At 63.3% G+C, this 15147-nt stretch carries 12 protein-coding genes; 2 read left to right on the top strand and 10 right to left on the bottom strand.

Annotated features, from left to right (window positions below; all coding sequences use genetic code 11):
- Positions 1–34: 34 nt before the first annotated feature.
- The 4 genes from EGO55_RS13120 to EGO55_RS13105 all read right to left on the bottom strand — a co-directional run bounded on the left by EGO55_RS13120 (position 35) and on the right by EGO55_RS13105 (position 8611).
- Complete coding sequence (locus EGO55_RS13120; protein ID WP_021690359.1) at positions 35–4222, bottom strand: translocation/assembly module TamB domain-containing protein; 4188 nt, start codon at positions 4220–4222, stop codon at positions 35–37.
- Positions 4222–6369: an autotransporter assembly complex protein TamA gene (locus tag EGO55_RS13115; RefSeq protein WP_021690358.1), complete on the bottom strand. Its 2148-nt coding sequence runs from the start codon at positions 6367–6369 to the stop codon at positions 4222–4224. Before EGO55_RS13115 ends, EGO55_RS13120 begins: the two co-directional genes overlap by 1 nt.
- Positions 6326–7192 (bottom strand): arginyltransferase, encoded by an 867-nt coding sequence (locus EGO55_RS13110; protein ID WP_040715722.1) that lies wholly within the window; start codon positions 7190–7192, stop codon positions 6326–6328. Before EGO55_RS13110 ends, EGO55_RS13115 begins: the two co-directional genes overlap by 44 nt.
- A gap of 165 nt (positions 7193–7357) precedes the next feature.
- Positions 7358–8611, bottom strand: coding sequence for a threonine ammonia-lyase (locus EGO55_RS13105; RefSeq protein ID WP_021690356.1), 1254 nt, complete (start codon positions 8609–8611; stop codon positions 7358–7360).
- 140 nt (positions 8612–8751) lie between these two features.
- On the opposite strand from EGO55_RS13105, the gene EGO55_RS13100 reads away from it, so the two are divergent.
- Both EGO55_RS13100 and EGO55_RS13095 read left to right on the top strand, forming a co-directional pair.
- Positions 8752–9648, top strand: a complete 897-nt coding sequence (locus EGO55_RS13100) for an NAD(P)-dependent oxidoreductase (RefSeq protein ID WP_021690355.1) — start codon at positions 8752–8754, stop codon at positions 9646–9648.
- Entirely contained in the window at positions 9648–10958 is a 1311-nt protein-coding gene (locus tag EGO55_RS13095; protein WP_021690354.1) for an amidohydrolase family protein, read from the top strand. The genes EGO55_RS13100 and EGO55_RS13095 overlap by 1 nt, the downstream gene beginning before the upstream one ends.
- Positions 10959–11003: 45 nt before the next feature.
- Here EGO55_RS13095 and tatC read toward each other — a convergent pair whose 3' ends face one another.
- Genes tatC through nagZ form a run of 6 tightly spaced genes read right to left on the bottom strand, consistent with a single transcriptional unit; the run spans position 11004 to position 15054 of the window.
- Entirely contained in the window at positions 11004–11816 is an 813-nt protein-coding gene (gene tatC / locus EGO55_RS13090; RefSeq protein WP_021690353.1) for a twin-arginine translocase subunit TatC, read from the bottom strand.
- A 2-nt stretch (positions 11817–11818) separates the two neighbouring features.
- Positions 11819–12244 carry a Sec-independent protein translocase protein TatB gene (tatB, locus tag EGO55_RS13085; protein ID WP_021690352.1) on the bottom strand — a complete coding sequence of 142 codons (426 nt, stop codon included), beginning with the start codon at positions 12242–12244 and terminating at the stop codon, positions 11819–11821.
- A 15-nt stretch (positions 12245–12259) separates the two neighbouring features.
- Entirely contained in the window at positions 12260–12514 is a 255-nt protein-coding gene (locus EGO55_RS13080; protein WP_021690351.1) for a twin-arginine translocase TatA/TatE family subunit, read from the bottom strand.
- A gap of 58 nt (positions 12515–12572) precedes the next feature.
- A complete protein-coding gene (scpB, locus tag EGO55_RS13075; protein WP_021690350.1) occupies positions 12573–13232 on the bottom strand; it encodes an SMC-Scp complex subunit ScpB in 660 nt (219 codons plus the stop codon).
- Positions 13229–14011 (bottom strand): segregation and condensation protein A, encoded by a 783-nt coding sequence (locus EGO55_RS13070; RefSeq protein ID WP_052023691.1) that lies wholly within the window; start codon positions 14009–14011, stop codon positions 13229–13231. The genes scpB and EGO55_RS13070 overlap by 4 nt, the downstream gene beginning before the upstream one ends.
- Positions 14012–14034: 23 nt before the next feature.
- Positions 14035–15054, bottom strand: a complete 1020-nt coding sequence (gene nagZ / locus EGO55_RS13065) for a beta-N-acetylhexosaminidase (RefSeq protein ID WP_021690348.1) — start codon at positions 15052–15054, stop codon at positions 14035–14037.
- Positions 15055–15147 lie beyond the last annotated feature (93 nt).

Genomic DNA, 15147 nt, shown 5'->3' with positions numbered 1-15147 from the left:
CGGCACGCGGACCAACCTGTACCAGCCGCCCCTATCAGTAGTCGTGGCTGGCCTTGATCAACACGCTTTCGCGCCCGACAGTCGAGATCGAGCCCAGCAGCGATAGCCAGCTTGTCACCCGGAACTCGACCTGTGTGGCGCTGTATCCCCGGCCGTCGGTGATGATTTCGGCATAGACGCGCTTGCCGAAATTCTTGCCTGCCGCAATCGCGGTGCCCTGATCGCGCGCGGGATCGGCCGCGACGATACGCAGGCGATCCAGCCCGATGGCAGAGCGCAGCTTGTTGATCGGGTCCATACCGCCGCCGCCACGCAACGAGGCCAACGCCGCGCCCAGTTGCAGGGCATCGGTGGCGCTGAGATCGCTGACCGATCCGCCAAACAGCATGCGGGCCAGCAATTCTTCCTCGGGCAAGGCCGGGATGGAGGTGAACGCGATTTCCGGCTGGCTGGCGCTGCCTTTCACGGTCACGCGGACGGAAAGGCTATCCACTTTCGATTCCGCAAGGATATCCAAGCGTGGATCGATCGGCACGCCAGCATCGAAGGCGATCCGGCCACGGGTCAGATCGAACTGGGTTCCGGCAAATTCATAAGTGCCGCGTTCCAGATCCGCCCGGCCCCCGATACGCGGATCGCTGGTCGTGCCGCGCAAGGAGATATTCGCGCTCCATTCGCTGTCGAGGCCCATGCCGCGCACGAACAACTGGCTGCCACCCTGCGCATCGATCAGGAACCGCCAGGGGCCAGACCGGCGCGCACGCGGCGCAGCATCCATCGGCAAGTTGATCTCACGCGTGGGGATGTTGGGCAATTCCGCCGCAACCGCCGCCGCAGAGCCGAGTTTCCAATTGGCCTTGCGAATGCGCAGACGCCCGGCAATCGTCCCCCCTTGCCCGTCGGAAACGATCCGCAAGGGGCCGGTTACCGAAGCGGACATATCCTTGCGATTGAGGACCAGCGCATCCTCCGCCGCGATCCGGATATCCATTTGGGGGCCGCCCTGATCGAGCCCGCCGATGTCGATCATGCCACTGCCGCTGACTTTCCCGCCATTGCGGGCCGTTCCGGCGAAGCTGGTCAATTGCAGGCGTGAACCCGAAAATGTGCCACGCGCGCGGATATTGCGGACATCGGTCCCGGTGAGCGAACTGCGGAATTGCAACGCATCTCCGGCGAGCGAGCCGCGCACATTGGGATCGGCCAGACTGCCGGTGACATCGGCCGCCACATCCAGCGGGCCGGTCAGGTCAAAGCCGTCGATCGCCGCAAGCCGCCACAGCGCATCGGCAGGCCCATCATACCGCAATTGCGCGAACAGCGCGCCGCGGTTGAGCCGTTCCATCAACCCGCCCATGCGCGGCAACCCGCTGATCCGGGCCTGTATCCGCCCGCGCCGTGCGCCCCCTTCGTGGACAGCGGCACGCGCCTGCAATTCGCGTTCGGACAGGTCGGCAACCAGAAACAGGTCGATCGGGCGCGATGTCAGGACCAGCCCCGACCGAGTCAGGCCCTTGATTTGCAACTGTGCCTGCCCCGTCGGCGGGGCACCATCGCGGCCCAGATAATTGACCACGCCCGACACACGCCCGCCAAGGCTCATATCCGTCAGCGCGATATCGACCACGGACAGCGACATATTGGCAAACTGCAGCTTGAGATCGGTCGGGCCCTTTCCGCCGAACCGACCTTCTGCAATCGCGATCCCATCGCCATAGGAAATCTGCGTCGGCGCCAGTTTCCACCCGCCCTTGTCGCTGGTCAGAACGGCCCGCCGCGGCATGGAAATCTGCCGGTCGGCAAATTCACCCTGTCCCAGCAACGTGATCCGGTCAGATGCGGTGGTGCCCTGCAATTGCAAGCTGAAACGACCGCCCCTGCGCCCGGTCAGCGAAGCATTGAAGGTGCCCTTTCCGTTGACGATCGCGGCCTTTGCCGCAACGCGGCCGATAAACAGCTGTCCGTAACTGATGCCCTGCGCGAAGACCGAACCATTGGCCTGCATGGTCTTGCCACCCACCACGCCGGTCGCCTCGATCCGCGCGGAACGGATTGTCAGCGGGGTCGTGCCCGCGAACCGCGCATTGCGCGCCGCCACCTTGATATCGAAGCCCTGACCGCCGCCGCGCGGGGCAAGCGCGATCGTACCATCCATCCCGCCGCCCGAAAGCGCCAGATTGCCGGAAGCACCGCCGTCAACCAGCGTCAGCGTGCCGGTGACAGAGGTTTGCGAAACATCCATCCGCGCGATCTCGATCCGCGTCGGCCCACCGCTGCGCATGAACAGGTTCAATCGGCCATCGAAAGGCCCGAGCATCGATTGCCCCTTGGTATCGATACCGAAACCGTCCACAATCGGGGCCAGCGCCACATGCACATCCTTCAACCCGGCTGCGGGCAGAGGATCGGCGAATACCAGTTCAGCACGCGGCCCATCACCCGCCACCGAAGCGCTAACCGTGAACGGACCGTAGTCCGCATGACGGCCCGCCCCCACGACCTTGGTCTGGCCATTGGCCACGCTGCCATCGAGCCGCATCTGGAGCTTGGCCGCGTCCAGCGCGACTTTCTCGAACAGCAGCGGGCGATTGCTGCCCATGGTCACACCGCCACGGAAACGGATGTTGCCGCCCGTCACCGTCAACAGCGTGTCATTGTTCACACGCGGCATGGCGCCCGCAAAATTGGCCTGCAGCGTCCAAACGCCGCTTTGCGTCAATTTGCCGATAATTTTCGCATGGCCATTCAGCGTACCGAGATTTTCCAGCGTAATCCCGCTGGCATCGACCGGACCGGCAATGGCGTAACCACCGCTCGCGATATTGCCGCGCAAGTTGAAGAGCGCCTTGAGGCCGGGGAACGCGATCCGCAAATCGTTCGATTGCAGATCATTGCCTGTCAGCGACAGACGGCCGGTGGCACGCCCGTTGACCAGCCGGGGATCAACGCTGCCGTTGCCTGTTTCGATGCGCCCGACTGTCAGGTTGAGCGGCAGATGCCAGCTCTTGCCATCGTATTGCAGCACCCCTTCCTGCTTCACATTTGCCAGACGCGTGCCCGCATCGATCCGGTCGACCAGCACCGTGTGCGGGATGGTGAGATCACCGAACGGACCATCGAGATCGACAGTGAAGCGCGCGCCCTCCACCTTCATGCTCTTGCCGAACACATCGCCACGGGTCAGGCGGCCGGCGATCTTCACGCCTTTGGCGAGATTGTTGGTGAGATCGAGCGCCCCTTTGGCATTGGCATCGATCGCATGGCCCTGCACCCGGATCGCGCCATTGACCACGCTGTCCGCAAATGTCCCCGATGCGCCCAGCGAAACCGCTTCGCCCAACACGTCCTTCGGCGTTCCCGCGATCAGGTCGCCCGGGAATACCTGACCAAGGATGCCATATTGGCCTTTTTCGTTCGTCAGACGGAACGCGGCCAGCCGTTTTGCATCATGTTCGGCAAGGAAGGCCCCCTTCCACTTGGTCCAGGTGCCATCCCCCACCACGCGCAGGCGCAAATCCTTTTTCGCGCCGGCCATTTCCGCCAGAAGGCCGCCCGCCGGCGCCCGATAGTCGAGATCGATATCGAACCGGTCGCGCTGCGGGAAGGAATCGAGCAAGGCATTGAAGCGGTCGCCACCGCCCAACTGGCCATCGACCCGCAAATAGGCTCGCCGTTTCTGGCTCAGCGCCTTGGCCGACAGGTCGACCCGGCGTTTCTTGCCCAGCACGGCTTCGGAAACGGTGAAGTTCTCCAGCCGGAACTTGTCCACCCGGATATCGAAATCAGGCAGCCACGGCTCGTTCGGATCGCCCGGATTGAGTTCTGGCACGCGCAACAGGGTGCCGCGCTTGGCCGTGAGTTCACGAATATCGAGCCCGCTGAAGAACCAGTTGTAGGGCCGCCAGTTCAGTTCGGTGACGGGTATCGTCACGAACGCACCCTTGGGGTCCGACAGGGTGACATTGCGCAGGGTTGCCCTGCTGTAGAGCGAACCTTCTATACGCCCGATCTTGATCCGCATGCCATTGGACGGTTCCAGCGCGGCAATCCTGTCGGCAACGAAGCGGTGGCCGATCGGCGTGTTCAGAATAATCAGCGAAAGCAGGATCGCGCCCAGCAACAGCGCCACGATCCGCGTCGACCAGTATACCAGACGCGACCGGCGCCGGGGCGACGGCGTTGCCACCGGTTCGGTGCTGCCCTCGGTAACCGCCTCGCTCATCAGAATGCCTGCCCCAGTCCGACATAGACGGCGACAGGGGGATCGCCCGGCCGGCGGTTGATCGGCGTCGCCACATCGACACGGATCGGCCCGAACCCGGTGTTGTATCGCACGCCGATCCCGGCACCGAACTGCAGATCATGGAAACCGGGCATCGAAGCCCGGCTCACCGCGCCGGCATCGATAAACGGCACGACCGACAGCGCGCCATCGAAGAACCCGGTCTTCACCCGGGCTTCCAGCGAGAATTCGACCAGCGAGCGCCCACCGATCGGATCGTTTTCCGCATTGCGCGGGCTGACACCCTGATAGCTGTAGCCGCGCACCGAGCCCCCACCACCGGCGTAGAGACGGCGCGACAACGCGATATCGTCGACCGGGGCCCCCATGATCGTGCCGACCCGCGTGCGCCCCGCGATCACGACTTTCTCCCCAACCGGGAAATAGCCGCTGGCATCGATCTGGGCGCGAAGATAGCGGGACTTGTTGCCCCCCTGCACCGAAATTTCAGGCGATACCCGCGCATTGACCCGGAACCCTTTGCGCGGGTCGAGGAGATTGTCACTGGTATCGATCCCAACCCCCAGCGGCAGCGCGCCGATGAAATAGGTCAGGCGCTGATCCGAAGAGTTCGGGGATTTTTCGTTCGTACCAAGGATTTCGAAGCCAACGCTCCAGGTGAAGGGCTTCTGGAACAGCAGGGTGCTGACCTGTTCGTAAGTGCCCGTCACCGCAGCCGTGCGCGCGTCATAGGCGTCGCGCTTGAGATTGTTGACATAGGCGTCCAGCGTCAGAATGCGATCGCGCCCGTTGAAGTTGTTCCGCCGGACAGTCACGCCCGCCAGCTGTTCGCGCGTGCCGATCACGCCGCGCACGCGCAAGGCCCCTTCGGGCGGGAAGAAATTGCGATGTTCCCAGCTTGCTTCCGCGCGGAAACCCTCGCCCGTGCCATAGCCCAGCGCGCCGCTGATCGTGCGCAAGGGGGCCTTGGTCAGTTCGATATCCATATCGACCGTGCCCGGCTCGGTCGCCGTCGGCGGCCGGGTGGCGCGCGGCGTAATCGTGACACTGGAGACCAGCCCCGTGGCCACAATCGCGCGCCGCAAATCCATCTCGTCGCTACGCTTGTAGGTATCACCCGGATCGAACCGCGCGATCTTCTGCAGATGGCGGCTGGACAGGAATTTCGGCGCCTTGCTGACAATCGCGCCGAACCGGTACTTGCCGCCATGCGTGACGGGCAGTGTGAGATCGCCCTGTTCCCGGTCGTGATCGATCAGGAGATCGGGTTCGCCGATCTTGGCAAAGGGATAGCCGGTTTCCCCCAGCGCCGTATCGAGATCGAAATTCTCTTCGACGATCTTGTCGGCCAGAACGGGGTCGCCCGGCCATATCTCAAAGGCCTTGCGCAGTTGTTCGGCATCGGGCGCCTCCAGCAGATCGCCGAGCGTGATTACACCAAACTTGAACTGTTCACCCGGAATGATGTCGAAGCGCACATGCGGTTTCTTGTCGGTCTTATCCTCGTCCCCGCCGGTAACGGATCGCATGACCTGCCCGTCATAGTAGCCGTAAACGCGCAGCAGATCGTTGAGCAGCGTTTCATCTTCACGCGCGCGGGCCGCGATCTGGGCCAGATTGTCGTCATCATCGGCCAGCGTTTCGATATTCGACAGGCTTTCGAAACGGTTCACGAATTTCTTGCGCATCGGAAATTCGGCTTCGTCGCGCGGGAACACCAGCAGCAGTTCGGAAGACAGACGTTCTTCCAGCCCACGGCGCACGCGGCTGAACGGCTCGAACGCTTCCGCCGCCATCTGGGCTTCGGGCTCGGGCGAAAGGGGCTCAGGCACCGCGAGCTGGATTTCATCGGGCCAGGGCAAGGTTATTTCGGGCATTTCTGCCAGCGGCGCTTCGGCATCGAGTGCAGACGATTCCTGCGCAACGGCCGTGGGATTTGCAGTTTGCGAGGCCCAGGCTTCCGGGTTCGCAACCGCGCTGTCAGGAATGAGGTCTTCCAGTCGCGGCTGCGCCGTGCCCTGCGCCTGTGCGGTGACAGGCAGGAGCGAAAGGGCCGCGAGCGAGGCCCAGCCTACCCGGAAATCAGGCGCCGGACATATCCCGGACCTGGTATTGATCCTGCCCACCGGGAACACCATCCTTGCCGCTGCCGTCGACAGCAGCAGCCACTTCACGGCGCGACGCAGCCGTGGCGGCGATAAGACGGCCTTGCTCATCCGTTTCAAAACGTTCCCATCCACTGACGGCGAGCCGTTCCAACGGGCGATACCGAATCTTGTATTGCATCCGTGCGGAACCATCGACCCAGTAACCGAGATAGACATAAGGCAGCCCGACTTCCACGGCCCGCCGGATGTGGTCAAGGATGATAAAATTACCAAGTCCGGTTCGAGCCTCATGGTCCGGGTCATAAAAACTGTATATCATAGACAACCCGTCACTTTGCCTGTCGGTCAGACAGGCACCGATCAGGCGCCCGGGCTCCCTCCCGTCAGAAGGCTCCCTGTATTCGATGACATGACTTGTCACCGGGGTGTGCTCCACCATGTCCGCGAAATCGACTTCGTCCATCGAAGCCATCCCGCCGCCAGGGTGGCGCGCCCCAAGATAACGCTGGAGAAGCTCAAACTGTTCCGACGTCGCCCACGGGCGGCATTCGCTGATCACCAGATCCGCATTGTTGCGCAAGGTGCGGCGCTGCGTGGAGGATGGCCGGAATTCGTCTGCAACCACCCGCACGGAGACGCAGGCCTGACAATCCCCGCAACTCGGACGATAGGCCACCGTCTGGCTGCGGCGAAAGCCGATCCGGCTCAACGCATCGTTCAACGCATCGGCATTCCCGCCACGCAATTCGGTGAAAACCTTGCGCTCGTTCCGGCCCGGCAGATAGGGGCACGGCGCGGGGCTCGTCACGTAAAACCGGGGAAAACGAATGGGAGCCGTCACGTGACTGGCGAAGTCCTTGTTCCTGTGCTGCCACACTTGGCCGAAGTAGCGTTATGCACACCCCGCCCAAATGTTGAAAGTTCTTTAACCACGATTTCCGGTGAACCGAGGCTGAGCAGCGCAGGCCCGTCCCGTAACGAGACGAAACGGGACGCGATCATTGCATCAATCGAGCTCCACCTGACTGATCGTGTAACCCTTTGCCCGCAATGCATTAATCAGCGCATCCAACTGCGCGCGATCCCGCGCCTCGCATTCGATATCCGTGACCAGCCCCTTGGCGGGAAGATTGGTGAAAATACGCTGGTGCGAGATTTCCAGGATATTGACGTTGTGCGTGTTGAATTCATGCATGACGCGATAGAGCGAACCCGGCCGATCCTGCAGGAAAATGCGCAACCGGGCCAGCCGCCCCTGCCGCGCCAGATCGCGCAGCAACACATTGGCCAGCAAACGGGTATCGATATTCCCGCCGCACAGCACGATGCCGACATTCTTGCCCGCAAAAAGCTCGCGATTGTTCATCACGGCAGCCAGTCCTGCGGCGCCCGCCCCTTCAACCACGGTCTTTTCGATCTGGAGAAGCAGGGCCAGCGCCGTTTCGATCGACGCTTCATCGACCAGCACGAGATCGTCGAGCAGTTCGCCCAGCACTTTCGAGGTGTAGCTGCCCGGCTCGAACACCGCGATCCCTTCGGCCAGCGTATCGCCGCCACAGGGCAGATTGGTGCCTTTCAGGCGATTGTACATCGACGGGAACAGTTCCGCCTCGACCCCGATCAGGCCGATCCCGGGCTTGAGCGCCCGCGCCGCCACACCCATACCGGTGGCCAGCCCGCCGCCGCCGATGGGGATCGCCAGTATATCGAGTTCGGGCACATCCTCGAGCATTTCGAGCGCCACGGTTCCCTGCCCCGCCGCAACGATCGGATCGTCGAACGGGTGGATGAAGGTCAGTCCCAGTTCCTTTTCCATGGTACGGGCATGGGCATAGGCCTGATCGAAATTCTCGCCTTCCAGCACGACTTTGCCGCCGACGCTTTCGGTCTGCATCACTTTCACATGCGGCGTGGTGCGGGGCATGACGATCGTCACCGGCACGCCCAAGCGGGTGCCGTGGTAGGAAAGCCCTTGCGAATGGTTGCCGGCTGATGCGGCGATCACCCCCCGCCGCCGCTGTTCTTCCGTCAGCAGCGTCAGCGCGTTGAGCGCCCCACGCTCTTTATAAGCGGCGGTAAACTGGTGATTTTCGAACTTCAGCCAAATATTGGCGCCGGTAATGTTCGACAAGGTCTTGCTGTACAAGGTGGGCGTGCGAACAACCGCGCCTTTCAGCCGCTCTGCGGCCGCGCGGATATCGTCGATCGTCAGGCGCGGCAAATCGCCGCCGACCTGTTCCAGAGTTGTGATCTTGTCCATTGCCCGCGCGCCGTAAACGAAAGCGCGCCTTAGGGAAACCTTGATTCACGACCGCCCGCACCGCACCACGGGTAAATCCCTCGGATTGTTCCGTCGTATTGTTCATTTGCTTCACAGGAAAAGACGTTAAACAGCCGGGCATGTCTGACAGCAAACATATCGCCTTTCTGGGCCTCGGCGTCATGGGCGGCCCGATGGCCGGGCATCTCCTGCGTGCGGGCCACACCGTCACCGCCTATAACCGCACACCCGCACGGGCACAGGCCTGGCGTGACCGGTTCGGCAGCGATGGCGCGGCCCATATCGCCGCCACACCGGCAGAAGCCGCACGTGATGCGCAGATCGTCATCAGTTGTGTGGGCAATGACGATGATCTGTCGCAAGTCATGCGCGGGCCTGACGGTGCGCTGGCGACGCTCGCGCCCGGCGGGCTGGTGATCGATCACACCACCGTTTCGGCACGCATCGCCCGCGCGCTGGCACAGGAATGCGCGGATGGCGGCTTGCACTTCGTCGACGCCCCGGTTTCGGGCGGGCAGGCAGGCGCGGAAAACGGCAAGCTGGCGATCATGTGCGGCGGCACACCGGATGCCTATGCCGCGGCAGAAGCGGTCATGGCGGCCTATGCCGCCCGCATGGTGCATATTGGCGGCGCCGGGGCCGGACAGACCGCCAAGATGGTCAACCAGATCTGCATTTCGGGGATCATGGCGGGCCTGTCGGAAGCGGTGCGTTTTGCCGATGCCGCCAATCTCGACATGGACAAGGTGCTCGACGCCATTTCGGGCGGCGCGGCGCAAAGCTGGCAAATGGAAAACCGCTGGAAAACCATGGCCGCCGACGAATTCGACTTCGGCTTCGCCATCGACTGGATGCGCAAGGATCTGGGCTACGCCATCGAGGAGGCGAAGGCGCTGGGCGTGTCGGTCCCGGTGACGGCGCTGGTCGACCAGTTCTATGGCGAAGTGCAGGCACTGGGCGGCGGGCGTCAGGATACCAGCGCGCTAATCCGCCGCCTGCCCAAGGGCCGCCGGTGATGCGGACGCTTGCCTTTGTTGTATGTGCCGCAGGGTCGCTGGCGCTGGCCGCGCCCGCGCAGGCGGATTCGCTGCTGGATAATATCAGCGGCATCACGCTCGACGAAAATGGCCGTCTGATCACATTCACCGGACTGATTTTCGATGAGAACGGCACGATCGCGCAGATCCTGAAAAGCGGCGACAAACGGCCGAAGAAAATCGATTACCGCTATGATGGCGCGGGCCGGTTCATCATGCCCGGCATTGTCGATTCCCATGTGGCGCTGATGCGTATCGGCTATGCGGCCATGACCGGCGGCAAGAACGGGCTGCCCCCGCCCCGCCCCGAAGATCGCGATGTCGCCCTGCAGAAGGCCCAACGCCTTCTTGCCGCGCAAGGGATCACCGCCGTGGCCGACATGGGCACCACGATCGATGACTGGCAGGCCTATCGCCGCGCAGGCGACCAGAACACGCTCTATATCCGCGTCATGGCCTATGCCGGGACAGTGGAGGATATGACCCTGATCGGCGGCCCTGGCCCCACGCCCTGGCTCTATAACGACAAGTTGCGGTTCAACGGGCTGTTCCTGCGCCCCGGCAAAACGGAAGGCGCCACATCGGCGGCGCTTTCGCCCGCCGCCACGCAGTTGCGCAACCTGATGAGCCGGGCGGCGATGGACAATTTCCAGATCGCGGCGGCCACGCCTGATCGCGCCGCCGTGGACGATGTGCTGGACGCGATTGTCGAACTCAAGCCCACCTATCAGGGGGAACGGCGCTGGCGGCTGGAAGGCCTGCGCGCCATCGACACGGTACAGGCTGGCCGCGCGGCGGGCGACAAGGCGCTGATCACCTTCCGCTTCGGCGCGTTGGAACAGGACATGGCAGGCACACCGGCTGACGCGGCACAGGTGCAACCATGGCAAAGCGTGGTGCAGGCGGGTGTCAAACCGGCCTATGCCTCGATCGCCACCAACGCCGTACCCGCACCGTTTGCGGATATGGCGATGGCGATCACGCGGGAAAGCGCATCGGGCACGCCCGCCGCAGACTGGCAACCCACGCAGAAACTGTCGCGCGAAGATGCTCTGGCCGCGTTTACCGCGAATGGCGCCTATGCCGGGTTCGGCGATGGGCGCTTTGGCAAACTGATCAAGGGGCAGCGCGCCGATTTCGTCATGCTGGACCGCGATCCGATGCTGGCCAGCCCGGCGGAGTTGCGCAGCCTGCGCGTGGTCGAAACATGGATCGGCGGCGCCCGGATCTATGTCGCCGGGCAGGAAGAAGCGCAGAAGATATCACAGGAAAAAATGCCCGGCTGGTAAGGGCCAGCCGGCAACCCGATGGCGGATCAGCGGAGAACCGCCCGATCAGGCCTGTTCCGTCGGCGCCCCATCGTTATCGGCCGCCGCTTCTGCTTCAGCCTTCCGCTCGCGCCGTTCGCCGAACCACATGATCAGCATCGCGCTTTCGAACAGCAGCATCAGCGGGATCGCCAGCAGCAATTGCGACACCACATCGGGCGGCGTGATCACCGCCGCGACGATAAAAATCGCCACGATCACGTAACGCCGCGCCCCGGCCAGTTGCGTGCGCGTGACAATCCCAGCGCGATTGAGCAGCAGAAGCAGCACCGGCAGCAGGAAACTGATGCCGAACGCCAGAATGAACTGCATCACCAGATCGAGATAATCGCCGGTACCCGGCAGGGCTTCGAGTTTCAGCCCCCCCGCATTGCCCTGAAAGCCCAGAAACCACGCAAAGGCCGTGGGCATGACAATGTAATAGGCCATCGCCGCCCCCGCGATAAACAGAATCGGGGTGGCGAAGAGGAACGGCAGGAACGCCTTCTTTTCCTTGGCATAGAGGCCGGGGGCGACAAAAGCCCAGAGCTGGTTCGCCAGAATGGGAAAGCTCACGAAGAACGCCGCGAACAGGGCCACCTTGATCTCGACGAAGAAGGCTTCGTAGAGCTTGGTGTAAATCAGGCGCCCCTGCCCCTCGGGGAAGGCCGCCGTCAGCGGACGGACGAGAAATCCGAAAATGTCCTCCGCGAAATAGAGACAGACGCCAAAGGCCACGGCCAGTGCCAGCACACAGCGCATCAACCGGTTGCGCAACTCGATCAGGTGTTCCAGCAGCGGGGCCTGCGTCTCGTCGATGTCTTTGATCTTGAAGGCCATGGTCAGGGCTCGTTACGGCTGACGGGGCCGCCCAGCGGCAATTGCGGTTCCGCCGGTGGCGACACATCACCGGTGGCGACAGCGCCCGGGTCGCCGCCCGCTTCGGCGGCAGGATTACCGTGCGGCGGGGTCGAAAGAGCCGCCTCGGCCGATGCGGCTTCTGCTGATGCCGCCTCGGGATGCGTGGAGGCATCCGGATGGGCCGCCATGATCTGCGCGTTCTGTTCCCGCCATTTCTTTTCCATATCTTCCAGTTCCGCTTCACGGATCATGGTTTCGATACCCGAACGGAAATGGCCGGAAACACGGCGTATCTTGGCAATCCATCGCCCGGCGGTACGCAGGGCCAGTGGCATATCTTTCGGCCCGATGACGACGATTGCCACCACGGCAATCAGGAGCAATTCGGACGCGCCGACATCAAACATGGCGCATTCTCTCGATCAGTTGGACGTCGGCTGATTGTCGGCCGACTTGTTTTCCGTGGTATCGGCGGGCCTGACTTCGGCAGGCGGGGCATCGGACGAAGGCGCTTCGATGCGCGGGGCGACCGGCTTGTCGTCCTCTTCCTTGATCCCTTCCTTGAAGCTTTTGATACCCTTGCCGAAATCGCCCATCATTTCGGAAATCCTGCCGCGCCCGAACAGCACGAGGATAACCAGGGCAACGACAAGAATGTGCCAGACGCTAAGTCCCATGGAAACTCTCTCAATTCGTGTGTTTCAGAATATAGGCGCTTTGGCGGCGCAGCGCCAGTCAGCCCGCTTCATCCGGCGTGGTTTCCAGTCCCGCCTCGGGGTCATCCGGGGGTGGATTTTCCTCTGCCGGGCCGGATTCCGGCGCAGGCGCACTTTCGCCCAGCAAGCCTTCCAGCACGTCTTCCACCGGATCGAGCAAGCCAGCCGCGCGCAATTCGTCGATTCCCGGTAGGTCACGGCGCGATGCCAGCCCGAAATGGGCCAGAAATTCCGCAGTCGTGGCGTAGATAACCGGGCGACCGGGAACCTCGCGGCGGCCCGCCACCCGCACCCAGCCCGCTTCCAGCAAGACGTCCAGCGTGCCCTTTGCCGTCTGCACACCGCGAATCGCTTCCACTTCGGCGCGGCTCACTGGTTCGTGATAGGCGACAATCGCCAGCACTTCCGTTGCCGCACGCGACAGACGGCGGACCTGTTCCCGTTGGCGCCGCAACAGATGCGCAAGGTCTGGCGCCGTCTGAAAATGCCAGCGCTTGCCCCGCTCAACCAGTTCGATGCCGCGCCCCTGATAATGCTGCGCCAGTTCGCGCAGCGCCGCGCGCACATCGGCCCCGCCGAGATGGTTCGACAGAACCTCGATACTCATCGGTTCTTCCGCTGCGAACAGCGTCGCTTCAACCGCGCGCAGCAGTTCATCGGGTTCGCGTTCGTCGCTCATGCCACGATCCGGCGCAGCCGCAGTGGGCCGAACGTCTGTTCCTGCGCGATTTCCGCGCGGCCGGTGCGCGCCAGTTCCAGCGCCGCCAGAAAGCTGGATGCCAGCGCCGAACGCCGCAGGCGCGGATCGGAATGGGTCGGCAGGAAATCTTCCAGCTGCATCCAGTTCAGCGTCATGCCCAGCATGGATGATACGCGGTTGATCGCGCTTTCCAGTGTCATCACCGGCCGTTCGCGCACCATATGCACCACCGGTTTGTTGCGGGCCTGTACCTGCCCATAGGCGCTGACCAGATCGAACCAGTCGCATTGCCACGCATTCTTGCGATCCACCCGCAACCCTTCGGGTGCGCCACGCCGGAACACATCGCGCCCCAGCCGATCCCGTGCCATCAGCCGGGCAGCTGCCTCGCGCATCGCGGAAAGGCGCTGCAAGCGCAGTTGCAGACGCAGGGCCAGTTCTTCGGGGCTGGGGTCTTCCTGTTCTTCCTTCGGCAGAAGCAGGGCCGACTTAAGGTAGGCCAGCCAGGCCGCCATGACGAGATAGTCGGCCGCCAGTTCCAGCCGCAGGGCTTCGGCCTGGTCGATATAGGTCAGGTACTGATCGACCAGCGCGAGAATGGAAATGGTCTTGAGATCGACTTTCTGCCGCCGTGCCAGATCGAGCAGCAGATCCAGCGGTCCTTCCCAGCCATCGAGTTCAAGATAGAGCGCGCCTTCATCGCCCGATCCGGCGACCGGACTGTCCCAATCCTCATTCGAAGGGCCCTGTTCGGGCATTTCGAACAGGAGGCCATCTTCGTTCACGCGTTCGCCCCGGACAGGCCGAGCAGACCGTCACGCCGGGCCAGCAGCCGCGCCTGATCCTCCCCGGCAACCCGACCGCGGATCGATGCCATGGCGCGATCGAGCCGATCCCGGCTGTCCGCGCGCATCGGCGGCAGGCGTTCGGCGATGCCGATCATATCCTCCATGCGCCCCCAGCAATTGAGCGCCAGATCGCAACCCGCAGCCACGGCCCGTTCCGCGCGTTCCGGCACAGTGCCCGACAAGGCTTCCATATCGAGATCATCGCTGAGCAGCAGGCCATCAAAACCGATCCGCTTGCGAATGATTTCCGCGATCACGAATGGCGACTGGGTGGCGGGATTTTCGCTATCCCATGCGGTGTAGACGATATGTGCGGTCATCGCGACGGGGGCACTGGCCAGCGTGCGGAAGGGTGCAATGTCCGATTCAAGGTCTTCCGCACTGGCGGTTACTGTCGGCAAGTGTTTGTGGCTGTCGCACAAGGCCCGGCCGTGCCCCGGGATATGTTTCACAATGCCGACGACACCTGCGCGGGCCAGACCATCCAGCACCGCCCGGCCCAACGCGGCCACACGCTGCGGTTCCTGCCCCAGCGCCCGGTCACCGATCACATCATGCGCGCCGGGTTGCCGCACATCGAGCAAGGGCAGGCAATCGACCGATATGCCGACTTCGGCCAGATCGAGGCCCAGCGCCTCCGCATTGGCGCGCGCGGCTTCGATCGCGCTGGCAGGCGCGATATCGTAAAGCCGGTCGAACACCTCACCCGGGGGGAAAGCCAGCCATTCAGGCGGTTTCATCCGCGCCACCCGGCCGCCTTCCTGATCGATGCAGATAAACAGATCGTCGCGGCCATGCAGGTCCCGCAGCGAATCCGTCAGCGCCCGCACTTGCGCGCGGTTTTCCACGTTCCGCCCGAACAGGATGTAGCCCGCAGGATCGCTTTCGCGGAAGAATGCCCGCTCCTCGGCGGTCAATGCCGGTCCGGCCATACCGAAAATCGCGGGCGTCATAGACGGGAAACTCGCAGCAAAGCGCGGATGTGGCAAGCGTGCGCCACACCGCGCATGTGGATTACGGAAAGACCCGGTACCGGCAGATGGTCG

The organism is Caenibius tardaugens NBRC 16725, assembly GCF_003860345.1.
GTDB classification, from domain to species: domain Bacteria; phylum Pseudomonadota; class Alphaproteobacteria; order Sphingomonadales; family Sphingomonadaceae; genus Caenibius; species Caenibius tardaugens.
The sequence above is the reverse complement of the archived record's forward strand: the minus strand, read 5'-3'. Positions and strand labels throughout refer to the sequence as shown.